Source organism: Roseobacter sp. YIN89, from assembly GCF_057219365.1.
Map to the genome: position 1 here is coordinate 440,189 of NZ_JBXVVD010000001.1, position 25,683 is coordinate 465,871.

At 59.5% G+C, this 25,683-nt stretch carries 34 protein-coding genes; 10 read left to right on the forward strand and 24 right to left on the reverse strand.

Annotated features, from left to right (window positions below):
- Positions 1 to 16 precede the first annotated feature (16 nt).
- The 3 genes from boxA to AC2D8V_RS02205 all read left to right on the forward strand — a co-directional run bounded on the left by boxA (position 17) and on the right by AC2D8V_RS02205 (position 2,672).
- Complete coding sequence (boxA, locus tag AC2D8V_RS02195) at positions 17 to 1,216, forward strand: benzoyl-CoA 2,3-epoxidase subunit BoxA (RefSeq protein ID WP_484731872.1); 1,200 nt, start codon at positions 17 to 19, stop codon at positions 1,214 to 1,216.
- A gap of 92 nt (positions 1,217 to 1,308) precedes the next feature.
- Positions 1,309 to 2,190 (forward strand): helix-turn-helix transcriptional regulator, encoded by an 882-nt coding sequence (locus tag AC2D8V_RS02200; protein WP_484731873.1) that lies wholly within the window; start codon positions 1,309 to 1,311, stop codon positions 2,188 to 2,190.
- Positions 2,187 to 2,672: a 3-hydroxyacyl-CoA dehydrogenase family protein gene (locus AC2D8V_RS02205; RefSeq protein WP_484731874.1), complete on the forward strand. Its 486-nt coding sequence runs from the start codon at positions 2,187 to 2,189 to the stop codon at positions 2,670 to 2,672. The genes AC2D8V_RS02200 and AC2D8V_RS02205 overlap by 4 nt, the downstream gene beginning before the upstream one ends.
- Here AC2D8V_RS02205 and AC2D8V_RS02210 read toward each other — a convergent pair.
- The 5 genes from AC2D8V_RS02210 to AC2D8V_RS02230 all read right to left on the reverse strand — a co-directional run bounded on the left by AC2D8V_RS02210 (position 2,669) and on the right by AC2D8V_RS02230 (position 8,505).
- Positions 2,669 to 3,160, reverse strand: a complete 492-nt coding sequence (locus AC2D8V_RS02210; RefSeq protein WP_484731875.1) for a DUF2165 domain-containing protein — start codon at positions 3,158 to 3,160, stop codon at positions 2,669 to 2,671. The two genes, AC2D8V_RS02205 and AC2D8V_RS02210, sit on opposite strands and share 4 nt — an antisense overlap.
- Before the next feature lie 65 nt (positions 3,161 to 3,225).
- Positions 3,226 to 4,893 (reverse strand): ABC transporter substrate-binding protein, encoded by a 1,668-nt coding sequence (locus AC2D8V_RS02215; RefSeq protein ID WP_484731876.1) that lies wholly within the window; start codon positions 4,891 to 4,893, stop codon positions 3,226 to 3,228.
- A gap of 115 nt (positions 4,894 to 5,008) precedes the next feature.
- Entirely contained in the window at positions 5,009 to 5,881 is an 873-nt protein-coding gene (locus AC2D8V_RS02220) for a TauD/TfdA dioxygenase family protein (RefSeq protein WP_484731877.1), read from the reverse strand.
- Between the two features lie 2 nt (positions 5,882 to 5,883).
- Entirely contained in the window at positions 5,884 to 7,293 is a 1,410-nt protein-coding gene (locus AC2D8V_RS02225; protein WP_484731878.1) for an FAD-binding oxidoreductase, read from the reverse strand.
- A gap of 9 nt (positions 7,294 to 7,302) precedes the next feature.
- Positions 7,303 to 8,505, reverse strand: coding sequence for an amidohydrolase family protein (locus AC2D8V_RS02230; protein ID WP_484731879.1), 1,203 nt, complete (start codon positions 8,503 to 8,505; stop codon positions 7,303 to 7,305).
- A gap of 191 nt (positions 8,506 to 8,696) precedes the next feature.
- Here AC2D8V_RS02230 and AC2D8V_RS02235 point away from each other — a divergent pair, with 191 nt between their 5' ends.
- The gene (locus tag AC2D8V_RS02235; protein ID WP_484731880.1) at positions 8,697 to 9,083 is read left to right on the forward strand and encodes a RidA family protein; all 387 of its coding nucleotides are present in this window, start codon (positions 8,697 to 8,699) and stop codon (positions 9,081 to 9,083) included.
- On the opposite strand, the gene AC2D8V_RS02240 is transcribed toward AC2D8V_RS02235, so the two are convergent.
- Together AC2D8V_RS02240 and AC2D8V_RS02245 are read right to left on the reverse strand one after the other, a co-directional pair.
- The gene (locus AC2D8V_RS02240; protein ID WP_484731881.1) at positions 9,080 to 9,310 is read right to left on the reverse strand and encodes a hypothetical protein; all 231 of its coding nucleotides are present in this window, start codon (positions 9,308 to 9,310) and stop codon (positions 9,080 to 9,082) included. The genes AC2D8V_RS02235 and AC2D8V_RS02240 overlap by 4 nt on opposite strands.
- 1 nt (position 9,311) lies before the next feature.
- Positions 9,312 to 9,440 (reverse strand): hypothetical protein, encoded by a 129-nt coding sequence (locus AC2D8V_RS02245; protein ID WP_484731882.1) that lies wholly within the window; start codon positions 9,438 to 9,440, stop codon positions 9,312 to 9,314.
- Positions 9,441 to 9,581: 141 nt separating this feature from the next.
- Here AC2D8V_RS02245 and AC2D8V_RS02250 point away from each other — a divergent pair, with 141 nt between their 5' ends.
- Together AC2D8V_RS02250 and AC2D8V_RS02255 are read left to right on the forward strand one after the other, a co-directional pair.
- Positions 9,582 to 10,016 (forward strand): MarR family winged helix-turn-helix transcriptional regulator, encoded by a 435-nt coding sequence (locus tag AC2D8V_RS02250; protein WP_484731883.1) that lies wholly within the window; start codon positions 9,582 to 9,584, stop codon positions 10,014 to 10,016.
- A gap of 45 nt (positions 10,017 to 10,061) precedes the next feature.
- On the forward strand, positions 10,062 to 10,949 hold the full coding sequence (locus tag AC2D8V_RS02255) for a DMT family transporter (protein ID WP_484731884.1): 888 nt from the start codon (positions 10,062 to 10,064) through the stop codon (positions 10,947 to 10,949).
- Here the strand turns inward: AC2D8V_RS02255 and AC2D8V_RS02260 are convergent.
- Complete coding sequence (locus AC2D8V_RS02260; protein WP_484731885.1) at positions 10,918 to 11,727, reverse strand: division plane positioning ATPase MipZ; 810 nt, start codon at positions 11,725 to 11,727, stop codon at positions 10,918 to 10,920. The two genes, AC2D8V_RS02255 and AC2D8V_RS02260, sit on opposite strands and share 32 nt — an antisense overlap.
- A gap of 200 nt (positions 11,728 to 11,927) precedes the next feature.
- Here AC2D8V_RS02260 and AC2D8V_RS02265 point away from each other — a divergent pair, with 200 nt between their 5' ends.
- From AC2D8V_RS02265 to AC2D8V_RS02280, 4 genes are read left to right on the forward strand one after another with little or no spacing between them, the layout of a single operon-like run.
- Positions 11,928 to 12,959, forward strand: coding sequence for an NADP-dependent oxidoreductase (locus AC2D8V_RS02265; protein ID WP_484731886.1), 1,032 nt, complete (start codon positions 11,928 to 11,930; stop codon positions 12,957 to 12,959).
- Between the two features lie 8 nt (positions 12,960 to 12,967).
- Complete coding sequence (locus AC2D8V_RS02270) at positions 12,968 to 13,837, forward strand: haloalkane dehalogenase (RefSeq protein WP_484731887.1); 870 nt, start codon at positions 12,968 to 12,970, stop codon at positions 13,835 to 13,837.
- A gap of 57 nt (positions 13,838 to 13,894) precedes the next feature.
- Positions 13,895 to 15,205 (forward strand): multicopper oxidase family protein, encoded by a 1,311-nt coding sequence (locus AC2D8V_RS02275; protein ID WP_484731888.1) that lies wholly within the window; start codon positions 13,895 to 13,897, stop codon positions 15,203 to 15,205.
- A gap of 42 nt (positions 15,206 to 15,247) precedes the next feature.
- Positions 15,248 to 15,880 (forward strand): LysE family translocator, encoded by a 633-nt coding sequence (locus AC2D8V_RS02280; protein WP_484731889.1) that lies wholly within the window; start codon positions 15,248 to 15,250, stop codon positions 15,878 to 15,880.
- Positions 15,881 to 15,950: 70 nt separating this feature from the next.
- Here AC2D8V_RS02280 and rpmE read toward each other — a convergent pair whose 3' ends face one another.
- The 16 genes from rpmE to AC2D8V_RS02360 all read right to left on the reverse strand — a co-directional run bounded on the left by rpmE (position 15,951) and on the right by AC2D8V_RS02360 (position 25,653).
- The gene (gene rpmE / locus AC2D8V_RS02285; protein ID WP_159977188.1) at positions 15,951 to 16,172 is read right to left on the reverse strand and encodes a 50S ribosomal protein L31; all 222 of its coding nucleotides are present in this window, start codon (positions 16,170 to 16,172) and stop codon (positions 15,951 to 15,953) included.
- An 11-nt stretch (positions 16,173 to 16,183) separates the two neighbouring features.
- Positions 16,184 to 16,561: a 50S ribosomal protein L19 gene (gene rplS / locus AC2D8V_RS02290; RefSeq protein WP_484731890.1), complete on the reverse strand. Its 378-nt coding sequence runs from the start codon at positions 16,559 to 16,561 to the stop codon at positions 16,184 to 16,186.
- A 231-nt stretch (positions 16,562 to 16,792) separates the two neighbouring features.
- Positions 16,793 to 17,299 carry a hypothetical protein gene (locus AC2D8V_RS02295; protein ID WP_484731891.1) on the reverse strand — a complete coding sequence of 169 codons (507 nt, stop codon included), beginning with the start codon at positions 17,297 to 17,299 and terminating at the stop codon, positions 16,793 to 16,795.
- Between the two features lie 115 nt (positions 17,300 to 17,414).
- Positions 17,415 to 17,936 (reverse strand): hypothetical protein, encoded by a 522-nt coding sequence (locus tag AC2D8V_RS02300; protein ID WP_484731892.1) that lies wholly within the window; start codon positions 17,934 to 17,936, stop codon positions 17,415 to 17,417.
- A gap of 169 nt (positions 17,937 to 18,105) precedes the next feature.
- Positions 18,106 to 18,909, reverse strand: a complete 804-nt coding sequence (gene trmD, locus AC2D8V_RS02305) for a tRNA (guanosine(37)-N1)-methyltransferase TrmD (protein ID WP_484731893.1) — start codon at positions 18,907 to 18,909, stop codon at positions 18,106 to 18,108.
- Between the two features lies 1 nt (position 18,910).
- Entirely contained in the window at positions 18,911 to 19,417 is a 507-nt protein-coding gene (gene rimM, locus AC2D8V_RS02310) for a ribosome maturation factor RimM (RefSeq protein ID WP_484731894.1), read from the reverse strand.
- Positions 19,414 to 19,557: a hypothetical protein gene (locus AC2D8V_RS02315; RefSeq protein WP_484731895.1), complete on the reverse strand. Its 144-nt coding sequence runs from the start codon at positions 19,555 to 19,557 to the stop codon at positions 19,414 to 19,416. The genes rimM and AC2D8V_RS02315 overlap by 4 nt, the downstream gene beginning before the upstream one ends.
- A gap of 105 nt (positions 19,558 to 19,662) precedes the next feature.
- Entirely contained in the window at positions 19,663 to 20,061 is a 399-nt protein-coding gene (gene rpsP, locus AC2D8V_RS02320) for a 30S ribosomal protein S16 (protein WP_484731896.1), read from the reverse strand.
- 40 nt (positions 20,062 to 20,101) lie between these two features.
- Positions 20,102 to 20,398 (reverse strand): chorismate mutase, encoded by a 297-nt coding sequence (locus AC2D8V_RS02325; RefSeq protein ID WP_484731897.1) that lies wholly within the window; start codon positions 20,396 to 20,398, stop codon positions 20,102 to 20,104.
- Between the two features lie 93 nt (positions 20,399 to 20,491).
- A complete protein-coding gene (locus tag AC2D8V_RS02330; protein WP_484731898.1) occupies positions 20,492 to 21,097 on the reverse strand; it encodes a GNAT family N-acetyltransferase in 606 nt (201 codons plus the stop codon).
- A gap of 76 nt (positions 21,098 to 21,173) precedes the next feature.
- Positions 21,174 to 21,692, reverse strand: coding sequence for a GNAT family N-acetyltransferase (locus AC2D8V_RS02335; protein ID WP_484731899.1), 519 nt, complete (start codon positions 21,690 to 21,692; stop codon positions 21,174 to 21,176).
- The gene (locus tag AC2D8V_RS02340; RefSeq protein ID WP_484731900.1) at positions 21,689 to 22,246 is read right to left on the reverse strand and encodes a GNAT family N-acetyltransferase; all 558 of its coding nucleotides are present in this window, start codon (positions 22,244 to 22,246) and stop codon (positions 21,689 to 21,691) included. The genes AC2D8V_RS02335 and AC2D8V_RS02340 overlap by 4 nt, the downstream gene beginning before the upstream one ends.
- Entirely contained in the window at positions 22,243 to 22,770 is a 528-nt protein-coding gene (locus tag AC2D8V_RS02345) for a GNAT family N-acetyltransferase (protein WP_484731901.1), read from the reverse strand. Before AC2D8V_RS02345 ends, AC2D8V_RS02340 begins: the two co-directional genes overlap by 4 nt.
- Complete coding sequence (gene ffh, locus AC2D8V_RS02350) at positions 22,767 to 24,284, reverse strand: signal recognition particle protein (RefSeq protein ID WP_484731902.1); 1,518 nt, start codon at positions 24,282 to 24,284, stop codon at positions 22,767 to 22,769. Before ffh ends, AC2D8V_RS02345 begins: the two co-directional genes overlap by 4 nt.
- A 204-nt stretch (positions 24,285 to 24,488) precedes the next feature.
- Positions 24,489 to 24,986, reverse strand: a complete 498-nt coding sequence (locus AC2D8V_RS02355) for a hypothetical protein (protein ID WP_484731903.1) — start codon at positions 24,984 to 24,986, stop codon at positions 24,489 to 24,491.
- 88 nt (positions 24,987 to 25,074) lie between these two features.
- Positions 25,075 to 25,653 carry an FMN-dependent NADH-azoreductase gene (locus AC2D8V_RS02360; protein WP_484731904.1) on the reverse strand — a complete coding sequence of 193 codons (579 nt, stop codon included), beginning with the start codon at positions 25,651 to 25,653 and terminating at the stop codon, positions 25,075 to 25,077.
- Positions 25,654 to 25,683 lie beyond the last annotated feature (30 nt).

The following is a 25,683-nucleotide window of genomic DNA, read 5'->3' on the forward strand; positions in this document are numbered from 1 at the left end:
GCTCCGCAAGAGGTTCATGACAGCACCCGTCAAGCAGCACCTTATAGACCCAGAAATCTGCATTCGCTGTTACACATGCGAAATGACCTGTCCGATCGGCGCGATCGAACACGACGACCAAAATGTGGTTGTCGACCCTGACAAGTGTAATTTCTGCATGGATTGCATCCCTGTTTGCCCAACAGGGTCAATCGACGAGTGGCGTGTCGTTGAAACGCCATACAGTCTCGAAGAGCAATACGCGTTTGAAGAGCTTCCTGAACAGGAAGATATCGACTTCGCAGCTGAGGCTGAGCAGGGGGACGGGATCGAGGCGCATGATGACGCCGTAGCGCAATTACTGGCCGAAGCACACAAAGGAGCAGGCGGGAAAGCAATGGCGCCCGCAAGTGCGTCGAAACCGGTTATCAATCTGCATTCGCTGGCGCATCCTGTTACGGCGACGGTGCAGGGGAACTACCGGCTGACCGATCCGGCGACGGATAACGATGTTCGGCACATCGTGCTGGACTTCGCGCAAGAGCCGTTTCCATTTCTCGAAGGCCAGAGTATCGGGGTCATTGCCCCCGGCGTTGACAAGGAAGGCAAGCCGCACCTTCCGCGATTGTATTCGATTTCCAGCCCGCGCGACGGCGAAAGACCTGGTTTCAGCAACCTGTCGCTTACTGTAAAACGTGAAGCCGAGGGCGTTTGTTCGAATTACGTTTGCGACCTGAAAAAGGGCGACAGAGTTCAGGTGACGGGCCCTTTCGGCTCTACCTTTCTGCTGCCGTCCGATCCAGATGCGCATGTCCTGATGATTTGTACCGGTACCGGTTCGGCGCCGTTCCGCGCTTTCACAATGCGGCGTCAGCGTGAGATGCCCGCTGCGCGAAACAGCATGACGCTGTTCTTTGGCGCGCGCAGCACGCAGGATCTGCCGTACTTTGGCCCGTTAAAGAAAGTACCGGATGCTTTTCTGAAGAAGGTATTCGCATTCAGCCGCCAAAAGGAGGCTGAAAAGCAATATGTACAGGACCAGATGCGCCTGCATGCTACGGACGTTGCAGCACTTTTGCAGGCACCTAGAACACATCTCTACATCTGTGGGCGCAAGGACATGGAAGAGGGTGTCGAAGCGGCATTAGTTGATATTGCAAAGGGCGTTGGCCTGTCATGGGCCGAAAAACGCAACGAAATGCGCGAAGAGGGCCGATTTCACGTAGAGACCTATTAGATGCGAAGTTCTGCAAAATAGTGCGAAGCAGAGTGTTGCCGAGCCACGGTAGCCGCCTAAATCCGCAGTATAATGAAATGGAACTGGCCCAAATGACCGCGCCCTTTAATCAGAGCGATCCGTCCAGAAATGTTATGTCGCGGCTTGCCGTGCGCGTGCGCGAAATGCGCAAGGCACGAAAAATGCCTCGGCGTGTGCTGTCTGAAAAGTCCGGTGTCTCGCCGCGGTATCTGGCTCAACTTGAAGCCGGAGAGGGCAATATCTCCATCGCTTTGCTGCAAAGGGTGGCGGCCGCCTTGGATACCCGTGCCGAAGACCTTATCGCCGATGTGCCATTACCGGGCAGCGAGGCCATGCAGATCGCCAACCGATACCAAGCGGCGCCCGAGACGGTGCGGGCGGAGGTGCGGCGTTTGTTAGTGACGCCGGGAAGCCCGCGTTCGCGGGCAGGGCGCATTTGCCTTGTCGGCTTGCGCGGTGCCGGCAAGACGACGCTTGGGCGCATGGCGAGCGAGGCACTCGGACTTCGCTTTGTCGAACTGACATCCGAAATTGAAGCTGCCAACGAAATGCCGGTGCCAGAAATATTGGCTCTATATGGAGCCGACGGGTACCGGCGGTTGGAGGCAGAAGTGCTGGAGAAGGTGTTGTCGGCACATGACCGGTTTATCCTGGCCGTCGCTGGCGGGATCGTCGCTGCGCCAAAAACATACGAAAGCGTACTGAAATCCTGCCATACGATCTGGTTGCGCGCTACACCGGGTGAACATATGGAGCGGGTCCGCGCCCAAGGTGATCTCAGGCCAATGGCAGGTAATCCCAAAGCGATGACGCAACTGCGCGAACTGCTTGTTACCCGATCCGCTGATTACGAGCGCGCCGAAGCGCAGCTTGATACCTCGAACCGCTCTGCAAGCACATCGCTAAACGATCTTTTGGCTGTAATCGCATCGCACGGCTTTCTGGATCAATGACCGCAGGTATGACGGTTCAGGCGCAGCTCTGGACGGCAATCACTGATATACTTTTTTATCACGGCTCGCCTTGGGAACTGGATGATGCGCTGTTGGCGTCCGGATTGTTTTGCCCGCCCTGCCTGACCATGGACCAAAACGGTCTGGATGGGGTCGCCGCGATTGTCACGACGGCGACGGCCAAAAGCGTACTATCGCGTATGGTTGCGGAAGGCAGACTTGGCCGCAAGACAAGCTGGGGATTTTACCGCTATACCCAGAGCGGCGGCGCGCTGGCTGACCCTCTGATCGAAGACCTGATCCGCGAAGAGACGTATTTCGCGGGGCAGACCCGCGATGAGTTGGACGAAGCCGGGTTGGTGGCAAAAACCAAAGCCGCATGTCGCACTATTGAAGCGCGCGGATCAGATGGTGCCGACGAGCGAAGTGAAATTCTGGTCGCGCTGCTTGGATGCAAAAGGCCAGATTGGTGGCGGCGTTAATTGCCCTGAGCCAGCAGGATCAGTGTGCCGATGCCCCACAGGGCCATCTGGTAGTGTGTATTTTGCGCGCCTTCGTGACACAACCAATAACAAAAGTAGTTCCCGACGATGAGCATGCCCGCCCAAACCGCAAGAAACGCACTTGCGCCCAAGATAGCGACGGTTCGCGCGGTGTCAGGCGCAACTGCCGCAAACATCGCCAAAAACAGAAACAGCGCGCCGACCCAGAGTAGTACCGAAGCGACAAGCTCTATCGTGATGACGGCGCGAAAAGCTGTTTGCTGAACTTTTCGGTCCGATATTGCCCTATGAGAGACCTGTGCGAATACTTCAGGGTATTCGGTGCGCATGCGGGTCATGTCCATGACTTCCGCGGTATACGTCTCGTTGATCGAAGGGTGCAGGATATTGTCTCTGACACCCAGCGTGAGCCATCCCGCCAAGGCACCGGTGCCAATCAGTTGCGCGAACAAAAGTGCGGTTTCCATCCTGTTTCTCACCTTCCAGACGTAAAAAGGGCCGCAGTTTCCCGCGGCCCAATTTCATGCAGTGATCAGGTCCAGGCGATCTCGGCTGGGCGGATCTCAAAGCTGATGTGGTGGCCGCCGCCAACCAGACCTTCCTTGGTGTGGTTGTAAAGCGAGCGCCAGTAAGGCTGAATCGTAACACCCTCTTCCTGGATCATCGCGGAACCAGTCTTGACGATCTCGGCGCGCTTGGCTGTGTCGGCTGTTGCGAGCGCTTCGTCCAGCAGTGCGTCAAACTCCGCGTTCGACCAGCCAAACTCGTTCCACGCTTCACCTGAACGGTACGCGAGCGCCCAGATCTGAACGCCCAGCGGGCGGTGGTTCCAGTTCGTCGACGAGAACGGGTACTTGACCCAATCGTTCCAGAAGGTCGACCCGGGCAGGATTGTCCGTTTTACCGGAATACCCGCATCACGCAGTTGGGCTGCCACCGCGTCGGTGGTGTCCTTGCGCCACGCATCGTCGATCGAGAACAGCTCGTGTTCAAAATCGCCCATGCCCGCTTCGTCCATCAGAGCCTTGGCGGCCGCAGGATCATGCGGTTGTGCGGGCAGTTCTGCGTAGTCAGGGTGCATCGGGCCAACATGGTGGTTTTCAGCCACAATGCCACGTCCGGCATAGCCGAGTTCAAGTAGAACCGCATTGTCGACGGCCATTTGTATCGCCTTGCGAACACGCTTGTCAGCGTAGGGCTGCATACCGTCGACTTCCGCCAGCTGGTTCGGGCGGATGACGATGGTCGCGGCGGTCGCGATCGAGTTCTCGACCCAGCCATCCAATGTGCTGAAGATGTCGATGAAGTCGCCTTCGATCGAGTATGTCATGTCGATCTCTTCGGCTTCGGCTGCGGCCACAAACGCCGACGGGTCGGTGCCGTAGTCGATGAACTCGATGGTGTCGAGATACGGACCACCATAAACCTCGGTGCCCCACCATGTGTGCTCGTTGTTTTTCACCAGTACGGCTTTTACACCGACTTCGAGCATCTCTGGCAGGTACGGACCTGTGCCGACCGGGTTGGCCATCGGGTCAGCGGCGTCGTAAGACGCAGGCACGATAGCGGCGGGGTAGTCTGCCATGCCGGGGATCAGTGAGATGTCGGACTTTGGCAGCATCAGCTTGACGGTGTGGCTGTCGACCACTTGGATCGCGCCGTCGATCGCCTTGCCGGTATTCTCGTCAATCAGCGTGCCAAAGCGGCCCGCCATGGAGTTACCTTCAAGATCCTTCTCGCACCAGCCTTCGATGTTGCGGGCAACATCTTCGGCAGTAAAGTCGGCGCCATCGTTCCACTTGACGCCCTTGCGGACATTCAACGTGTACTCTGTCGCATCGTCGTTGATTTCCCAGCTTTCAAGCAGGGATGGACGGAAGGTACCGTCGTTCTCGTAGGTGACGAGATACTCAAGCCAGCCACGGCTGAAGTTCGCAATTTGCGACCAGTCATAGGTGCGGGGATCTTTCAGAGCGCGGACCTCTTGCTGGATACGGACGGTGCCGCCAGCCTGATGGCCGCCAGCGCGGGCCGCAGGGGCTGTCATGCCCAGCATTGCGTAGGCTGTCGCCGCGGTGGCGCCGAATGCGCTTGCTGTCGCAAGAAACTCACGACGTGAGATCGCGTCGTTTTCAATCTTGCTGGCCGAGTCGACCACAGCTTGGGGCAGTGGCTTCCCGGTACGGTTTAGAAATGTCATTTTCTTCCTCTCTGTTGGGGCGAATTTCTTTGAATACGCCGACGGCATTTTTGCCGGTTTTGGTGTGCGCAGTTATCCTGCTTTTTTCTGTGCCCTTTCGGGGACGCGGTGATACTCAAACACTCAGGCGCATGGCGTCAACCCCATCTGGCGGCGTGCATGATACACAAATACTCGAGAGTTTCCGTGGTAAGGTATAATTCCATGGCGTGGCGCGGTGCAGAACTGCGCGCTGATCCCAGATCAGCACGTCACCCACCTCCCATTTGTGGCTGTAGACATACGCAGATTGTGTCACAAATGACGTTAAAACGTCAATCAATGTCGCAGATGAACCTTGATCCAAGCCATCGATTTTGAATGCGTGACTGGCGATATACAGCGCTTCGTGACCGTTGACAGGGTTCATCCAGACGGATTTCCAATGCTGATCCGGCCACTTGTGAAACATTGGTAATTTTGACAATTCCTCGGAAATTTTCGCCCGAGAGTGCGCATATCGGTGCCAGATACCCTTTCCGCGAATCTTTTCGCGCAGTGTTTCAGGCATGTCCGCCCACGCCGCGCGCGTCGACGCAAGCTGCGTTTCGCCGCCTTTTTCCGTGACCACCCGCCCGATCAGAATATTGGCCAGCGCAGGCACTGGCAGAAACGTGCTGTCTGCGTGCCACAGCATATTCGCCTTGAGGTTCAGGGTGTGCAAATCCATCCCGTCGGCCGTACTGCCATCTTCGAGGATATTTGAGACCTCGGGCACTTCAAACGCTTCGCCGGGTGCCCGTTCATCCGCTTTGCGGTCCTCTATGGGGCCGAACATCTTGGCCAGTCGCATGTGATCTGCGTCATTAATCTGCTGATTTCGAAACAGCAATGCCGAGTGGTTTTCAAAGGCCGCGCGGATATGCGCAAAATCATCCTCGGTCAGCTCGGCAAGCTGAATGTCGTGAATCTCAACACCGAAGGTGGCGGAAAGCGGAGTTGTCTTCATCATCATTCACCTGTCGCTTTCGCTGCGATTTCTTCCGGGGTGAGATGCTTGACCCCATCCCAAGCCGCCGACTTCGCCGCATTTAACAAACCTTTTGGATCCAGCCGCTTTTTCATCGCCAAGTGGCGGTAATCGGCGTTCTTCAGACCGCCCCCTTCGACTTGCCACGTATGCGCATCGTAAACAGGAAAGCCGTTCGCCTCGTAGGTTGCATTGATTTCTGCCAGCCGCTCTTGGCTGGAAAACCAGATGATCGGCAGGTCAAAGGTCACGATCTCGCCACCGACACGCGCAAATTCATGGTGCATCCAGACATCTTCGCCAAGTTTGGGCCGCAGATCGGCAATCGCTGCAGGGTCCGGAGGGATTGGGCAGCCCACCTGTTGGTAGGTGGCGCTGCGGTCGGCTTTGAGTACCTGAAGCGTGGTGTGGTTATAGGAAAAGTCGAAAACATGCGGCAGTTTCGCAGCGATGCGTTCTTCTTCGGTCAAAGTAAGATCGACATAGCCGCCAGCAGCGTCGATCAGCTCCTTGAAGCGGCTTACGTCTTCGCGCGGCACCAGCGAGACGACGAGGTGTTTGTCTGGCCTGATGTGCCCGTCTAGCTTTGGAAAATAGGCGCAGATGCGTGCGTCCACCGTCGTCAGCAGTTTGCGTCCGACGTCATCGGCTTCTGCGATGGAAAGCGCCGCTGCGTAAGCTGCTGAATAGTGGTCAAACGTGGCAAGACAACCGACCCAGTCGCGCGTAGGCACGGTCCGCAGGGTCACCTCGGTAATCACACCATTCAGGCCCCACGCATGATGGATTTGCAGCGTTTCAGCCCCCTCGAAAACGTGTTCTTGCGGGGTGGCTTCCACCGACTGCACCTTTAGCGCGATGATATTGCCCGGATCGCGCAGCGCACCGTTCGCGATGGAGCCGATACCGGCTGAGCCGCCCGCGACAAAGCCTCCGACTGTGGCGATGTCCTGCGTCGACGGAAACATTGCCATCTCCCAGCCTTGCGGGATCAATGCGGCATTGATGTCTGCCATCAATGCACCCGCCTCCACGCGCACGTAGCCTTCTCCGATTTCCAATATCCGTTTCATCCCTGTGGTCTCGATGATGAGACCGCCCTGCATCGGTACGGACTGGCCATAGTTGCCGGTGCCGCCGCCCCGCAATACGATCGGTGCGTCATGGGCATAGGCCACTGCGAGTACGTGGCGCATCTCTTCCGGCGTCGTGGGGCGCGCAACAAGATCGCCGAAAGCGCGGCGCAACTCGGCATTTAGGATCGGGCTGTACCAAAAGAAATCCCGGCTGCGTTTTTTGACCAGAACGGGCTCGTCAATGATCTCTACTGGTGCGAGTTCATTGGCGAACGCGGCCCAGTCGATGTCAGTTTTTCCTGAAATAGATGTCATGGGGTCAACTCACTGAACAAGGGAAAGAGAAAGAGGAAGAAGCGGCGCGCGACCTGCAATCAGGTCAGCGGTGGTTGCGACCGCGCAGATGCGAAGCGCCGACGCAGGCGCGGTATCGACATACTGGGGGTCAGTGCCCAGTGCTGCGGCAGCATGGGTTGTGATTGCGGGCAACCATTGCGCGGCGGGCGGGTCCAGATGTGCGGCGAGCATCGCAAGATGCAGCGCCGCGCGCGGATCATGTTGTCCTACCGGACAGAAGGCGTCATCCACGTTGTCCGAGGCCACCACGATAGGCACGCCTGCTGCGTGCAGCTCCAAAAGACGTGTCAGCCCGCGCCGGTCTGGTGTGCCGTGGCGCCGCCCCTGCAGATAAAGGTTCGTTGTCGGCAGCGCACAGACTGTCGCCCCCGTTTGTGCCAGCTTGTCTGTGATGCGTTCCAAGTCTGACGGGGCTTTATCGATCAACGCGACCGCGTGTCCGCACATGATCGGGCCATCAAAACCGGCGGTGATTGCCGCATCGCAAACATGCTCAACGCCGTGAAAGTCACCCAAGCCTTCGTCGACGTGAAAATCCACAGGCAAGTCATACTCTTTTGCGGCATCAAAAATATTGCGCAGGCCAGCCTGCGTCTGTTCATGGTGCAGAACAAAGCTGCCCAGCACGCCGCCCGGGGTCTCTGCCGCATGGCGCGCAACTTTGAAACAAAACTCGCGGTCGGCAAACTGGTCAATGCCGGTAAGCGGGGACAGCTGAATGTTCATTTCCGGCATGTCCGCTGCCGTTTCACGCAATACGTGCCACGCCAGTGGAGGGGCGGCGTCGTCCCCCCAGTCGATGTGGCTGCGCACCTGCCGGCAACCTGCCTGCATCAGATCATCGAGACCACGGCGTATCCGGCGGCGCAGGTCTTCTTCTGTCCAGTTTTTCTTGTCGGCCATCTGCGCGTTGATTGCCGCGCTCAGATCACCACCGACGGGGCCAAGCCTCGGCCCGCTGTGACACTTATCCAGATGGCAGTGCGCTTCGACGGGCGCGGGGATGACCATGCGCGGGGCATCCGTTGGCGTTGACTTGGCCAGCCGGCAGGTACCGCCAGGCGTAAAGGTCAGATCACCGCGCATGCATTCGCCCGCCGCAGTACCGCCAAAGCGTACGGAGTCGCGTACCACCTCGCGCGGCACAAGGATATCGCGCAACACCGTCATAAGGACGTGCACGCCATGCAAAGGTAGCAGATAGAAAGTGGTTTATCGTACACGGTCGCCTCCTTTATGCGTAAAGGATAAGAGTGGCGGCCCTGAGAGATCCGAGATCTGTGCCCAAATATCCCCTAAAGGGTTTCAAATTTGCGATCGATGCGCAAGGCTTAAATGACCCAGCGACAAGGAGCCACAGGATGCGCGCATTGAACCCGCCTCGGATTTTTCCGCCGTTTGCACGCTATTCCCACGGGGTAGAAGTGCCAGCAGGTGCGCGGTTTGTGCGCACGTCGGGCCAGCTTGGACTTGCCGGAGATGGGGCAATTCCGGAGGGCGCGCGCGCTCAGGCTGATATTTGCTTTGCCAATATCGCGCAGATACTTGGCGACGCTGGCATGAACGCCACAAACGTGCTGCATGTTTCCGCCTTTGTCACGGATCGCGCCCATATGGCGGGCTACATGGCTGCGCGGGATGCGTTTCTGGCAGACGTAACCGTTTTGCCCAGTTCGACACTTGTGATCGTTTCGGGCTTTACGCGGCCGGAATTTGTCGTCGAAGTCGAGCTCTGGGCTGCTGGCTAGTCACTGTCACGTGCGGCGCGGTCGATTTTGCGCAGCTTCAAAATGCTCCACACAAAAGTGCCGCCAAAAAAAGCCCCGGCGATGCCGATAACCTCGAACATGGCGGGGCCTTTCGGCATACCGCGGTAAAGCACTGCTGCAACCAGCAGGGCCAGACCGGCAATCGAGACCCTCAACCGAAAAACGATCTCTTGGCGCGACGGGCCAAATTTGTCAGATGAGCCCACGTCAGGTTTCGCTGCTATCTCGGTCCTGACCGTCTTTGGTCTTTTTCCGCTTTTGCAGCCATCTAAAGCCGTAAAAGAAGACGACAAAGACGACGACCCAAAACAACAGTTCGGTGAGTGCTTCGCTCATTTCGTGCCTTTCGTTGCCCGGTTGGGTGTAAGTGTAGCAGCCGACCCGAGAATGGCCAGAACGAGAGATGGACCGCAAGCGGGTCTTGTAGTTTACCTCAAGGCGCGATTAGTTACATTTGCAACAGTCAGCGGAACATCGATGCCTGAAGAAATCGAATTCGATCTGCAGGATTTCCTGCCCTACCTTCTGAACCAGGCTGCGGAAGTCTCCAGTCTCGAATTCCAACAGGTCTACAGGGATCGCTATGGAATGCTGCGCACGGAATGGCGCGTGCTGTTTCACCTTGGTCTTTACGGGACAATGACTGCGGCGCAGATCGGCAACAGGGCAAAGATGCACAAGACCAAGATCAGCCGCGCGGTTCAGCGTTTGGCAGAACGCCGGTTCATTTCGCGCCACCGCGACGCGGGCGACCGCCGGGTCGAGCATCTGGCCCTGACAGCGCAGGGGCAATCCGCCTACCGCGATCTGAGTGCGATTGCACGGGACTACGACGCAGCGCTTGCGGCCAAGCTGACAGAAGCGGAACTCAAGGCATTGCGGCGTGCGCTGCGAAAACTGGCGCGGTCGTGACGCAATCACTTTACAGATGTTGCCGAACCGGTCACCGCTGATCCCATGAACACGCAAACCAAAGGATTATTGATCACGACGCTGGGCGTCCTGCTGGTGGTGCCGGATTCGCTCTTTGTGCGCCTGATCGATGCAGATGCATGGACCATCGCATTTTGGCGCCAGCTTCTTGCCGGCGGATTGCTGATGCTGCTTCTCTTCCTCTGGCAGGGCGCGGCCCCTTTCCGTGCGGTCGCTGCAACGGGGCGTTACGGTGCGATATATACTGTCGGGGTCGGTGCCAGCGGGCTGACATTCACACTGGCTGTCAGCCTGACGTCGGTGGCCAACGTGGTATTCATCATTGCGTCACTGCCGGTTTTTGCCGCGGTTTTCAGCCGTATCTATCTGTCAGAACCGCTGCGCCCTCGGATGGTTTTCACCATGCTTGCCGTCGCCGCGGGCTTGGCGGTGATTGCCTACGGGTCATCCGAGACGGAAAGATCAAGCTTTACCGGCGATGCACTGGCGCTTGCCACGTCGGCAATGTTCGCCGCGGCGCTGACCGCGGCACGCAAGGTTCGCGCCACCTCAATGGTGCCCGCTGCCGCGATGGGGTACGTCGGCTGTTCCGCCCTCATCCTGCCGTTCGCCGCGCCGCTGTCGATCGCGCCGGATCAGGTGTGGCTGGTGGGCCTGCACGGGCTGTTCATCTTGGGCAGTTCGGCGCTGTTGGCCATCGGGCCGCGCTATATCACCTCGGCCGAGGTCGGGCTGCTGGTGCTGTTGGAAAGCACGCTCGCGCCGCTGCTGGCGTGGATCGTGATCGACGAAAACCCCGGCAAATATGCAGTTGCCGGCGGGATTATCGTCATTGGTGCATTGTTTATCTCTAACCTGATCGCGCTGCGGCGAGCCCGCCTCAGAAGTCCGGCGTCACGCCCGGCAGATTGAGCGCTTTCATCAGGTCGCGCAGTTCCTGCCGCGCAGCCACATTCGATATGTTCAGCTGCTTGACCCCAATGTCTTTCAGATCAAGCAGCGTGAGGCCGCGCGGAAACAATTCGCGAAAGACGACGCGCTCGGAAAAACCCGGTGCGATCCGGAAACCGATCCGCTTTGACAGGTTCTTGATCGCGCGTTCCATCTTTTCTTTGTTCACCATGCGCTGGGCGCCCATGCGGTTGCGCACGACGATCCAGTCGATTGGAGTAAGACCGGCTTGTGCGCGCAACTGCCGCGCGTTCCACACCATTTCAGAGTAGACGGACGGGCCAAGTATCTCTTCTCCGGTAGGGTCGGTGCGTGCCAGCAGGTCGAAATCGACAAAGCTGTCATTCAGCGGGGTGATCAGCGTATCAGCAAGGCTGTGCGCGACCTGGCTCAGCCGCGTGTGAGATCCGGGGCAGTCGATCAGAATGAAGTCATTATGCGGCTCCAACTGCGCGACGGCGGCGGACAAGCGGTGATCGTAGATGTTTTCGCCCGGTTTCAGCGTTTCCGGGGCGATTTCAGGCAGCGCATGCGTGCTCGGGCTTGGCAGTGCGAGACCGGATTTCTTCATAAAAGCCGCGCGGTTTTCAGTATAGCGCCCGAAGGTGCGCTGCCGAAGGTCCAGATCCAGCGCGCTGACCTTATGGCCGAGCCGTGCCAGTGCAGTGGCCACGTGCATCGATACTGTCGATTTGCCCGCGCCGCCTTTTTCGTTGCCCACAACGATGATATGCGCCATTCGCCCGATCCTTTGCCCCGACTGCTTTGTCGCAGCCTTTTCGTTGCGCAGACTATAAGGGCTTGGCCTGCCTTTGCAAAGCGTGGATCAGTCAAATCAGTCTCTATATTGCCCAATATGGCAGATTTGCAGCGCGACGGTTTTGCATTGCATCTTGGCAACGGAATACGCAGGCTGAGCGCCGATAAAGGGAGATACCGATGCCTCAGTCATCACAGAAAAACCGCCGTATCGTGCTTGCCGAACGACCAAAGGGAGAGCCGGACGAGAACACCTTGCGGCTGGAAACCGCGGATGTGCCAACAGCCGAGGCGGGTCAGATGTTGCTGCGCACAGAATACCTGTCGATCGACCCCTATATGCGCGGGCGGATGAACGACGCGAAATCCTATGCCGAACCAGTGGCGATTGGCGAGGTGATGACCGGGCAGGTGGTGGCCGAGGTCGTGGACTCACACCTTGACGGGTTCACGCCCGGCGACAGGGTGCTGAATCTGTCGGGCTGGCAGGATTTTGCGGTGTCTGACGGTCAAGGCGTAATGAACTTGGGGCCAGCGCCTGACAATCCCTCTTGGGCGCTGGGGCTGCTTGGGATGCCCGGCTACACGGCCTATGCCGGATTGCTCAAAATCGGTGAACCGAAAGAAGGCGAAACGGTCGTGGTCGCCGCAGCCTCTGGCCCGGTTGGGGCCACAGTGGGGCAAATCGCCAAGATCAAGGGATGCCGGGTGGTCGGTGTCGCGGGCGGACCCGACAAATGCGCCCATGTCGTCGATAATCTCGGCTTTGATGCCTGCATCGATCACCGTGCCGATGACTTCAAGGATCAGCTTGCCGCGGCCTGTCCCGATGGCATTGACGTCTATTTCGAAAATGTCGGCGGCAAGGTGCTATTCGGCGTGCTGCCGCTTTTGAATCCCTTTGCGCGGATACCGGTGTGTGGCGTTGTTTCGTGGTACAACCTGCCCGGCTTGCCCGACGGCCCCGATCGTAGCGCGATGATCATGGGCACCATCCTGAGGATGAAGGTCAAAGTGCAAGGCTTCATCATTTTTGACAGCTTTCCACCGGAAACCTACAAAGCGTTTCGCCGTGATATGACAGAATGGCTGGAGGCGGGAAAAATCCAGTACAAAGAACAGATCGTTGACGGCTTGGAAAATGCGCCAGATGCTCTGTACGACGTGCTGGCCGGACGCAGTTTTGGCAAAATGGTGGTTAAGGTAGGGTAGCCTGAACAATGAGCATTGCAGACAAGAGCATAGAAGTTCTTGGCAGCCAGATGGCCTATTTCGAACAGGGGGAGGGGCGGCCCATTGTGCTCTTGCACGGCAATCCCACCTCTTCGTACCTGTGGCGTGCCGTGATCCCTGAACTGGCCGGAATGGGGCGGTTGATCGCACCCGATCTGATTGGCATGGGCCGGAGCGACAAGCTGCCGGACGCTGGCCCGGACACGTACACTTTCGATACGCATTCCAAGTACCTTGCGGGTTTTATGACGGCCATGGGTCTGGACCGGGATGTGGTTCTGGTGATCCACGACTGGGGGTCGGCGCTGGGGTTTGATTGGGCCAATGCGCACCGCGAGGCCGTGGCGGGGATCGCCTATATGGAAGGGATTGTGCGGCCTTTCCCTAAGTGGAGCGACTTTTCTGCTGCGGCGACCCCGCTGTTTCAGGCGTTTCGGTCGGAAGCGGGTGAAAACCTGATCCTCGACAAGAACGTGTTTATCGAAAGAGTGCTGCCGGGGTCGGTGCTGCGCGGTCTCTCGGAGGCAGAGATGGGCGTCTATCGTACGCCGTTTGAAAACCGCGAGGACCGCTGGCCGACGCTGACATGGCCGCGCCAGATACCCATCGAAGGCGCGCCGGCTGAAGTTGTGGAACGGGTGCAAGCCTACGCCGACTGGATGGCGGAAAACGAAATGCCCAAGCTGTTCATCGACGCCGACCCGGGCGCGATCCTGATCGGACCACAGCGCGACTTTTGTCGTGGCTGGAAGAACCAAACCGAAACGCAAGTCGCGGGCAGCCATTTCATCCAAGAGGATTCCGGCCCGGAAATTGGTCGTGCTATTGCGCAGTGGCTGACACAGCAACAGGTGTGAACTGGCCTGACGCCACGTTTGCATTATCTTGAGCAAAAAGCTGGAAGGAGGATGGCGATGCCGCTGTCTCGTCGTCAATTCATCGCTGCCGGATCGGCCAGCCTTGGTATGCTCCGCGCAGGGTCTGCTGCTGCGCTCGGTCTGACGACCCTGCGCGCGGAACCCGTTACCGCGCAAGTTCTGCCTGAAGGCGACGGCGCAACTGCGCTTTGGGGGTTCAACGGCTCCAGCCCGGGCCCGGAATTACGGTTCCGCAGGGGCGACACGCTGTCGGTGCGCTTTGAAAACGGAATAGACCAAGGATCGGCGGTGCATTGGCATGGCATCCGGTTGCAAAATGCGATGGACGGCGTACCGTACCTGACACAACCGATGGTCGAGAGCGGAGACAGCTTTGACTACAAGTTCGTGCTGCCGGATGCAGGCACCTACTGGTACCACTCGCATAACCGATCATGGGAACAAGTGGCGCGCGGTTTGTACGGCCCCTTGATCATCGAGGAAGAGACGCCGCCCGAGGTGAACCACGACATTACCGTCATGATCGACGACTGGCGGATCGAACGCACCGGCGAGATGATCGAGGACTTTGGCAACCGGCACGATTTTTCTCATGCCGGGCGGTTGGGGACTTTTGCCCGTATTCTGGCGCCGCGCGACTCGGTGCAGCGCGGGGACAAAGTACGGCTGCGTCTCATCAACGTCGCTACGGCGCGCGTCTTTCCGTTGCAGATAACAGGGCTTGCCGGGAAAGTCGTGGCGCTCGACGGTATGCCCGTGACAAAGCCGCAAGAGCTTGGGCAGACATTTCTGGCACCCGCTCAGCGCATGGATGTCATCGGCCACGTGGATGACACGCTGCGCTTTATATTTCCCACGCGGGGCGAGCCCTACGAACTGGGAGAGATTGCTGTCAGCGGGTCAAACCCTTCCCCGCTCCCACGGGAAATCGCTGCGTTGGCGTCACCCGATCTTCCCCGCCCGAATGCCGCCCCCGACCGGGAACTGACGCTCGCCATGCAGGGCGGCGCGATGGGCGGGGCGCATGGCGGTGACGACATCTGGAGTTTTAACGGCATCTCCGGCTTGTCGGATGCGCCTTGGGAACAGGTTGAACGCGGCCAGACGGTGCGGATTACCCTGAAGAACGAGACCAGCTTTCCGCATGGTATCCACCTGCATGGACACCACTTTTACGAAGTAGACGCGGATGGCACACTGGGGGCTTTGCGTGACACCACGCTGCTGCAAAGAAATGAGCAGCGCGATATCCTGTGCGTCTTTGACAATCCGGGCAAGTGGTTAATGCATTGTCATATGCTGGGCCATCAGGCGTCCGGCATGAAAACCTGGATAGAAGTCACTTGAGCACCTCCGGTCGGGCGTGCTCGCTGCGAAGAAAGAGACCACATGCCGTCATCTGATCTGCTGATCGCCTTCGTGCTTGCCACCAGCATATTTGCCTACATGCCCGGTCCTTCCACGCTTTATGCCGCGGCGCGCACCATCGCGGGCGGGCGTCGCGCAGGATGGTTCGCTGCCTTGGGTATACATGTGGGCGGCTATGTTCACGTGCTTGCAGCGGCCGCCGGACTGGCCGTTGTCTTTCAGGCGATCCCCACGCTCTATCTGGCGGTCAAACTGGCTGGTGCGGCGTATCTGATCTGGCTTGGGGTCTCTATGATCCGCGGCGGCGGCAAAGCCGTGGCGCTGCCTGACGGTCCAGCACCGCAGAACCCGCACCGCGCGTTCTGGCAAAGCGCAGCTGTCGAAATCCTCAACCCGAAAACTGCGCTTTTCTACGTGGCGTTTCTGCCCCAGTTCGTGGACCCGGCCGCCACGCTGTCGGTCTGGCTGCAACTGGTGGTGCTGGGAACGGTGGTCAACCTGATGTTTTCAAGCGCGGATGTGATCTGCGTACTGTTGGCAGACCGCGTGGCACGCTATTTTCGGTCCTCGAATGCGGCGGGCCGATGGGCGCAGTGGTTCGGTGGCAGCGTGCTGGTTCTGTTGGGCCTTCATCTGGTGCTTGACCGTCGCTAGACCCGCTTGAAGGCAACAAAAAAAGGCCACGCGATCTGCGTGGCCTTTTGTTCGGTCAAGAGGCGGCTGATTAAAAGCCGAGACCTGCATATTTGTTTTTGAACTTGGATACGCGGCCGCCGGTATCCATCAGGCGAGACGAACCGCCTGTCCATGCAGGGTGCACGGATGGATCGATATCCAGCGACAGCTGGTCGCCTTCCTTGCCCCATGTGGATTTCATCTGAACCACGGTGCCATCGGTCATTTTGACGTCGATGATGTGATATTCGGGATGTGTATCTGCTTTCATCGTATCTGTCCTTATGCGCCGGCGAGCGGTTTGTAGTTGGAATTCTCTGCGATACGTGCGGATTTGCCCCGACGGGACCGCAGGTAGTACAGTTTGGCGCGACGCACACGGCCGCGGCGGACCACGGTGATGCTGTCGATATTGGTGGAGTGCAGCGGGAAAACACGCTCAACACCTTCGCCAAAGGAAATCTTGCGAACAGTAAACGAACCGGCAATGCCAGCGCCATTCTTGCGCGAGATGCAAACGCCTTCGTAGTTCTGCACACGGGTACGTGTGCCTTCTGTCACTTTAAAACCAACGCGGACGGTATCGCCTGCGCGGAAATCAGGGATATCTTTCCCCAGAGCGGCGACTTGTTCCGCTTCAATCTCTGCAATCAGATCCATTGGATCATCTCCTATGATGCTCGTGGTATTCCACGAAGTTTTTGCGCGACCCAAGAGCTTCGGTTTGTGCCGGGACTTCGCGATGTGCGGCCCGCCGGAGGTAGCATCGTCATTCCTTGTCTGCTGCGCATAGCACAACACACCGCAACCGCTTGCCGCGATTCCGGTTGCGCGGGGTATAGGGGGGAAATCTGCTTGGATCAAGCCTGATTTGGCACAAACCCGACCCGCCTAGTGATCTGTGTCTGACGGGGACGCGGGAAAGACATTATAAGGTTGTTTCCCGGTCCAGTCATGGTGGCCCCGGGCGTTCATGATCGACTTCATGCAAAAGCGGTTGTCATGGATACGCAGGAGTGCCGAAGAGGTGTAGGGGGCTGTTGCGCGCGCACCGCGACTGAGCAAATTGGTTTCGTAGGTGCCAATAAAGCTGCCGTCCTTGCAGTCTTCCAGACTGATCGGGGTGCGGTAGATGTCATCAAGACGCATGATCGTACAGGCCTGAAGATAAAGGCCGAAGTTTTCCCGCGCCTCCGGTTCGCTGGAAAGTATCACCGGCCCCTGAGCCGTAATAAGTGACATGGGATAGATGATCCGCCTGTCCCACATCGCAAAGTCATGCTCGATGAAACATCTGGAGATGTCATCAAGGAAGTCTGTGAACATCTGGTCATGCTTGAGACCCATAACCCGCTCCGAGACAAATGTGGCCTCAAAATAGAGGTGGTACGCGATCATTACGAAGCGCGCGCGTAAATCATAAACAGTGCAGCATACCGGGGCCGCCAGTTCGTATCATCAGTACAGGCACACAAGGTTGACGATGCGTTGGGTCTTCTGTGCCATCACTCGCTTATTGAAAGACAAACTCGTCTTCTTCTTTTGGCATCTCGGCGAACCGTTGCGGCAACGCTTTTTGGAATACCCAAAGCGGGATCTGATTGCTTGCGTGCAGATGCGCGTTTTCGTTGATCCGCGCTTTTGGCTTGGCCGTGCGCTGGACCGGTTGCTTGGTGCGCGCGGTTGCAGGCTGGCGCACCTGCGCGTGGTGTTGCTGGTGCTGCGGTTGCGCAAGCGGTTGTTGCCGGTGCTGCGGTTGCGCATGCGATTGTTGCTGGTGCTGCGGTTGCGCGTACGATTGTTGCTGGTGCCGCGCTTCCGGTTCCGGCTGAGGCTGCGGCGCAGGTGCGGCGTCCACGGGTGATTGTGTCACGCGCGGGGGAACAGGTTTTGGTTCGAACCGCGTCAGAGGTTCGCTGTCTTCCATCATGATGCGGTGCGAACTATCCGGTTCGAACCGTGTGTAGGATATCGATAGGTCCGACTGCGCGGATTCTGCTGCCGTTTTGTCAGATGACTTGAATAGCCCGAACATCTGCTGCTCCCGGTTGTGTCCGAATTCTTAATTATTGGTGAAAGAATCTGTCTATTTTTGGCCAAAAGCAATATAAATTGTGGCAATTACAACCTGTGGGTAATTTACCAGAAAAGATACTCGCATGAGTATAATTTTTAGGGATGATTCACGGTAAATGACCGATTTTTCAGCTTTTGCCGTCAGCAGTATCTTTTCGCTTTTGCCACAAATCCGGGCGGCGACTGCGTGTGAGCGCCTCTGACATTTCACGGCGCCAACGCGCAATCTCTGCGTGATTGCCCGACATCAGGACATCCGGTATCGCGCGATCTTGCCATGTCGCAGGGCGGGTATATTGCGGATGCTCCAACAGACCGTCCGAGTGGCTTTCTTCGATCATGCTTTCCGCGTTGCCCAGAACACCCGGCAACAAGCGGACGGTTGCGTCGAGCATGGCCTGAGCGGCCAGTTCGCCGCCGGTCATGACAAAATCGCCCAGCGAGACCTCGGCTATGCCGTAGTGTTCAAGCACCCGTTCATCAACGCCCTCAAAGCGACCGCAGAGCAGGGTAACCCCGTCGCAGCGGGCCAGATCGCGGGCCATGGACTGTGTAAAGGGACGCCCGCGCGGCGACATGTAAAGCACCGGCCAGCGGCCTCTAGCATGCGCTTGCGCCGCCTCGATAGCCGGACCGACCACATCGGCGCGCAGGACCATGCCGGCACCGCCCCCCGCTGGCGTGTCGTCTACGTTGCGGTGTTTGCCCAGACCGTGCGCGCGCAGGTCGTGCGTGTGCAGTTGCCACTTGCCCTCTTGCAGGGCCTTGCCGGTCAGAGAAAGACCCAGAACGCCGGGAAAAGCGTCTGGAAACAACGTGATGACGCGCGCCTGCCAGACGCCTGCCAATTCTTCCCCGCCGTCCATGAGCGACCGTGGCTTGAGCGTCGGGCGGATGGTCTTGCGCCCGTGACTGCGGGGGGTATCGCTCATGTCAGAACAGCCCGTCCGGCGGGTCTGCCACGATGCGACCCGCCGCAAGATCGACTGTCGGAACTGCGGCAAGGGTAAAAGGCAGCAGCACGGTTTCGGAACTGCCGGGGCGTTGGACTTCGAGAATGTCGCCGGCACCGTGATCGAGCACAGTTTTGACCCGGCCGAGCGGAGCACCGCCGGCGTCAAACACTTCAAGTCCGATGAGGTCGGCGTGGTAATACTCGTCATCCGGCAGGGTGGGAAGCTGCGACCGCTCGGCGAAAAGCTGGGTGCCCTTTAGCGCGTCGGCTTCTTCCTTGGTGGTCACCTCGACAATTCGCGCCACAAAGCCGTTCTTGATTGTATGGATCAAGGCGAGGTGAAACTGGCGGCTGCCGTTCTCGTCGGTCAGCGGGCTGTAGGATTCGATGTCTTCGGGTGTCGCGCAGAAGCTTTTGATGCGCAGTTCGCCGCGCACGCCATACGCGCCTCCGATTGCACCGACGCAAACCTTCTGTGTGCTCATTCCTCGACTCCCAAACAGAGGCCTTCCGACATCTCGCCGCCGCGCGCGTTGCAGTTTTCCTTGTGCGCGGCCCGCTCGTAGACGACACCGGCCACAAAGACAATCAGGGTCAGGATGATCATGCGCACGGGGCGGAACATGTCAGTCTCCGGCTCTATGGGCGCGTGCCCGTTCCTTGCGGCAGGGTCTGTGTCCCCGCGGGGACAACAGGCCGCGCCCTGTAGAGCGCGGCCCGAACGCGGTCATTATTCCGCGGTTTCTTCGGCTGCCGGCTCTTCGGCGGGTGCTGCGGCTGCTTCTGCAGCGGCTGCGGCCTTGTCGGCTTTCTCTTGTGCGCGTTCCTGCGCTTTCTTGCCGGGCATGCCCTTTTTAGGGTTGTTGCGCTCGGCTTTGTCCATGACGCCTGCTGCTTCGAGCATGCGGGCGACGCGGTCTGTAGGCTGGGCGCCCTTGGAGATCCATTCCTGGATTTTCTCGACGTCCATTTTTACGCGCTCTTCGCTGTCTTTTGGCAGCAAGGGGTTGTAAGTGCCCAGTTTTTCGATGAAGCGGCCGTCGCGTGGCATGCGGCTGTCCGCAGCAACGATACGATAGAAGGGGCGCTTTTTGGAGCCGCCGCGGGCGAGACGAATTTTCATAGCCATGGTGTGTTTTCCTTTGTTGATATGTCGGACCTGCCGGTCCTCAAGACTGGTGTTGTTTGTGGTGCTGAATCACTTCAGCGATGATGAAGTTGAGAAACTTCTTGGCGAATTCAGGGTCCAGTTGGGCCTGACGCGCCAAATCTTCGAGCCGTGCGATCTGCGCCGCTTCGCGGCCTGGATCGGACGGGGGAAGGTCGTGTTCGGCTTTGAGTTTCCCCACAGCCTGTGTATGGGCGAACCGCTCGCCCAGCGTGTAGACGAGGATCGCGTCGAGCCGGTCGATGGAGGCGCGATGTTCCTTGAGCACCTCGGCGGCGCGGGTAGCGGCATCTGTCATGCGGGGTCTCCGAAAAGCGGTGATTTCAGCGTCGGTATCGCGTCGGTATCGCATCGGTAAGACGTCGGTGCGATGCGCGCGGTGAGGTAAGGATCAGTCAAGCGCCCATCCTTTCGGTTTGAACTTCGGATCGGCGTAGTAACCGATCTCCATTTCGATGGCGTCGTTCAACTGACTGCCGGCAAGCGTGGCAGGCGCAGGGTGGCGGTATACCGCGTCGTTGCCATCGATGGAGGGGGCGGACGGATCTTTGAGCGCGCCGAGCCGCTCTGCCAGCCGGATACTGTCGAGGTTCTTGGGGTCGATGTAGCTGACCGCTCCGTCCCAGCCGCCGGTTGTGTAAAGGTAGTGGCGCACGGCGTGGGTCGCTTCGAGCGCGTAGCCGTGGCCTGCCTTGTCGGGCCAGATCACCCAGGCGATTTCGGCCTCTGGCCATTTGGCGGGTTTCCACCCGCCTGCCATGCCGTAGGTTTCGTCGGTGGTGCGGTCATGGATCATCCACATGCCATAGCCGCGGATCTGCCAGTGGCCGATCTCGGCAGCGTAGAGCATCCATGCCTCGTAGGCGTTCAGCGGCCCGCCCATGAAGCGGGCGCGGTAGCTGGTAAAGGTCGCCTTGAAATCCGGGTAATCATCGGGTTCCGGGCCACGCAGGACCAGCCGCTTTGTCTGCAGGGTGGGGATCAGCGTATCGGTCATTGGGCGGACCTTGCGCTTGTGGCCGGCTGCGCGAGCGGCCGGCGGGGAAAATTTGGGGACAGGGAACGCCGGGACGTCATGCGCGGGCCTCCTGTGGGTGGTGGCGGAACACAAGGCAAGGTGCGTCTGGAGTCGGCTGTGCCGCCGCATCGTCGCGGGTCGCGCCGAGGCGTTGGGCAAGGCGCACCGAGGCGTCGTTGCCCGGTTTGATGTAGCTGACCACGGTGTCCCACCCCAGCACGTCCCACGCGTGGGTAATGCAGGCACGGGCGGCTTCTTGGGCATAGCCCTTGCCTTCGCTGGCGGGGTCGAAAAGGACCCAGCCCACTTCGGTTTCGGGCCAGCCGTGGGGATACCAGTGGCCGACGATGCCCAAAGGCGTGTCGTCCTCTTGCCGGGTCACGGTGAACATGCCGTATCCGCGCAGTTCCCAGTGACCCAGTTCGGTACCAAAGAAGTTCCACGCTTGCCGCGGGGTCATCGGGCCGCCGACGTATTGTGCGCGGTCGGTGGCGTAAAAATCCATGAAGGCGTCGATATCCGCAGCGACGGGTTTGCGCAGGGTCAGCCGGTCTGTGTGCAGGGTTGGTGTCATGCGGCCAGCTCCCGGTGCGTATAGCGCCAGACCTGTGCGCCATCCACCGTGCCGTCGGGTTTGCCGCCAAGGGCTGCGGCGAGCGTCGCGGCGCGGGTGTTGGCAGGGTCGATGTAGCTCACCAGCGAAGGCCAGCCCAATTCGCCAAAGGCATGGGTCAGCGCGCAGGTAGCGGCCTCAAAGGCGATGCCTTTGCCTTCGGCGCTGTCCGTCATCATGAAGCCCAGTTCGGGCTCAAGGTCGCCCGGCTCGAACCCCAGCACGACAAAGCCCGCAATGCCGCCGCCGTGTCCGATCGTCCACAGGCCGTGGCCGTGCAGCAACCATGTCGAGGTCATCTGGGCGAAGTCCGCCCAAGCCTCTTCGCGGGTCATCGGGCCGCCGAAGAAGGTGCCGCGCGCGGAGCAGGCGATATCGGCATAAGTGTCGAAATCGCTGACCCGGGGCGCGCGCAGGATGAGCCGGTCGGTTGTCAGCGTCGGCAGTTGCCTTTGCAGGTTCAGCGCAAAAAGCGCGGCAGCCCCGTCACGGGGTGTTTCGCAGGCGTGCTTCATTGTGCCGCCTCCGGGTGGTGCCAGATGCGGGCGTCGGGCTCGTGCGCCGGCGCTTCGCCAAGGGTGGTTGCGCCGAGGCGCTGGGCCACCCGCTGGGATTTGACGTTGTCGCGGTGGATGTAGCTGACGAGCCTGTTCAAGCCGAGGCTTTCTGCGGCCCATTCCTTGACGGCGCGCGCCGCCTCGGTGGCAAAGCCTTTGCCTTCGGCACCGTCAAAAAGATGCCATGCGAGTTCTTCTTGGGGCCAGTCCACGTGCTTGAGGATGCCTGCGCGTCCGACCGCAGTGGCGTCATCTGCCTTCAGCGTAATCGTGAAAAAGCCAAAACCGTGCCACTGCCAGTGGCCGACGCCCGTCATGAAGGCGTACCACGCCTGTGGCGCAGTGGCCTCTTCGCCTTGCGCTTTCATCCGCGGGCTGTCTGTCAGAAATGCCGTGAACGGCGCAAGGTCCGCGCGGTGCGGACCGCGCAGGATCAGCCGTTCTGTTTCCAGACGGGGCGCGTATGTCAGCGCAGTGTTCACTTTTTCTTGCCAAAACCGGACAGGCCGGGCGGCAACGGCATGCCGCCGCCGGGGCCACCCATGCCGCCAAGGCCGCCGGGCAGTTTGCCGCCCATCTGCTTGGCAGCAGCTTCGAGCGCTTTTGGGTCCATGCCTGCGGCCATCTCTTCGGGTGACGGGCCGCCTTTGCCAAACATGCCCTTGAGGGCCTGTTTCATCATGCCGCCTTTGCCCATTTTGCCCATCTTCTTCATCATGTCGCCCATCTGGCGGTGCATCTTGAGAAGCTTGTTGAGCTCGGAGACTTCCATGCCCGCGCCTTTTGCAATGCGTTTTTTGCGGGAGGCTTGCAGGATTTGCGGATTGGCGCGTTCGCGTTTGGTCATCGACTGGATCAGGGCGATCTGACGTTTGAGGATGCTGTCGTCAAAGCCCGCTTCCTCGACCTGTTTGGCCATTTTGTTCATGCCGGGCATCATGCCCATCATGCCCTGCATGCCGCCCATCTTTTGCATCTGTTCCAACTGCATGCGCAGGTCGTTCATCGTGAACTGACCTTTCATCATGCGCTTGACCATCTTTTCGGATTGCTCAAGCTCGAGCGTTTCCTGTGCTTTTTCGACAAGCGCCACGATGTCGCCCATGCCGAGGATACGGCCGGCGATGCGGTCAGGTTCGAAGGTTTCCAGCGCGTCCATCTTTTCGCCCAGACCGACGAACTTGATGGGCTTGCCGGTGACGGCGCGCATCGACAGTGCGGCACCGCCGCGGCCGTCACCGTCCATCCGTGTCAGCACGACGCCGGAGATGCCGATGCGGTCGTCGAAGTTTTCGGCGGTGTGCACCGCGTCCTGACCGGTGAGGCCATCGACCACCAGCAGGGTTTCGCGCGGGTTGGAGACGTTGCGAACGGCCTCGACCTGCGCCATAAGCTCTTCGTCGATGGACAGACGGCCCGCGGTGTCGAGCATGTAGACGTCATAGCCGCCCAGACCTGCCTGCGTTTTGGCTCGCTTGGCGATGGCCACGGGGTCTTCGCCCTTTACGATCGGCAGCGTATCGACGCCGATCTGGTTGCCAAGGATTGCGAGTTGCTCCATCGCCGCGGGGCGGTTGACGTCGAGGGAGGCCATGAGCACCTTTTTGCCGTCACGCTCTTTCAGCCGTTTCGCCAGCTTTGCCGTGGTGGTTGTCTTGCCACCGCCTTGCAGGCCGACCATCAGGATCGGGGCGGGCGGGTTGTCGACCTTGAGCGTACCGGGTTCGCCTTCGCCTTTCAGCACATCAATCAGCGCGTCGTGCACGATCTTGACGACCTGCTGGCCGGGGGTGATTGACTTGGTAACGGCCTGACCGGTTGCCTTTTCCTGTACGACTTTGACGAAGTCGCGCGCCACGGGCAGCGACACGTCGGCCTCGAGCAGGGCGACACGCACCTCACGCAGGGCGGTCTTGACGTCCTCTTCGGACAGCGCACCCTGTTTCGTCAGACGGTCAAAGACACCTGACAGGCGTTCGGACAGATTTTCAAACATGGGCAAAAGCCCCCTTCTGGTCGGTTGCGGTTGCCGTCGAGATAAGGGCAGACCGCGCGCATTGCGATGTTCCCGGCGACCGGCGAAACGAAAAGCGCCCCCGTGGGCGCAACGCGCTGACGGAGGGCGATCCCGCTAGTGTCGGGACCGGAAGGACTGAGCTTCCGGATGTTGGCGGTCGTTTAGGCCCTGAGACCGCGGCTGTCAAGCATCAGACGCGGTGCGCTGCTGTGCCAGCCAGCCGTTGATCCGGTCAACAAGTGCGGCGGCGGCTGTGCCAGATGCGTAGCCTGTCGTCAGGGGGTGGCGGTGGTGCGGGCCGCCCGGATTGATCTCGAGTGCCACGCGGTGCGCGCCTGCCGCGTCAGAGGGGCCCTTGTGCGTCTGAACCAGAGCGCGCTTGACCGCCCCCAGCGGATGCATCTCGGAGGTCGTTCCGGCAAGCGTGCGCGTATCAATCGTGACGCTGCCGGACCGGGCATCGAAGCGCACATCGACCCTTTCGGCGGCGAACCAGAGCGCGGGTGCAAGCAGGCCCAGCGTGCAAAGCGCGCCCAGCCCGGCCTTGAGCCAGTCGGCATTGCCGAGGTTCCACACGGTGACCCCGGCGAGAAAAAGCGTACCTGCAAGCAAGACGGTGCAGAGCACGACGGGCCGATGCAGTAGGATCAATTCGTCAGAGGAGTGGCGCAGCATCTTCATGCGGTAGAGATTACGCAGCGATGGGACGATTGACCAGTTGCAGGGCGCGCCGATGCGCCGCGGGGCGGCGGCACACCGGTTGCGGATGTCAGGCGGCGAGCGCGTCGATGGCGCTGTCTGCACGGGCAGCGGCGGCTTCGCCGTCGACTACCTGACGATCTGCGGCGACGATTTCGACATCGTGGATGCCGATGAAGCCCAGGAAGTGCTTCATGTAGCCGGTGGCAAAATCGATGTCCGATCCCATTTGGGTGCCGCCGCTGGTGACAGCGAGAATGGCACGCTTGCCTTTCAGCAGACCTTCGGGGCCGTTTTCGGTATAGCGGAAGGTGACACCGGCGCGGGCCACCAGATCGACCCATGCCTTGAGTGCGGCGGGCACCCCGAAGTTGTAGATCGGCACGCCGATCACCAGTACATCCGCCTTCCTGATCTCTTCGATCAGTGCGTCAGAGAGGGCCAGCGCCTCTTTCTGTTCATCGGTTCTGTCGTCTGCCGGGGTGAAATTTGAATTGACCCAGGTCTCGTCGATCTGGGGCAGCGCCATGGCGAGGTCGCGTGTGACCACCGTGTCGCCAAGCTTGTCCGCGATGCGTTTGGTGAGGGCGCGGCTGGTTGAACCGGTATGCCGTGCCGATGCGTCGATGTGCAAAACAGTCTGAGTCATAAGTGCCTCCGCGAGGGTAAAGTGTTTAGC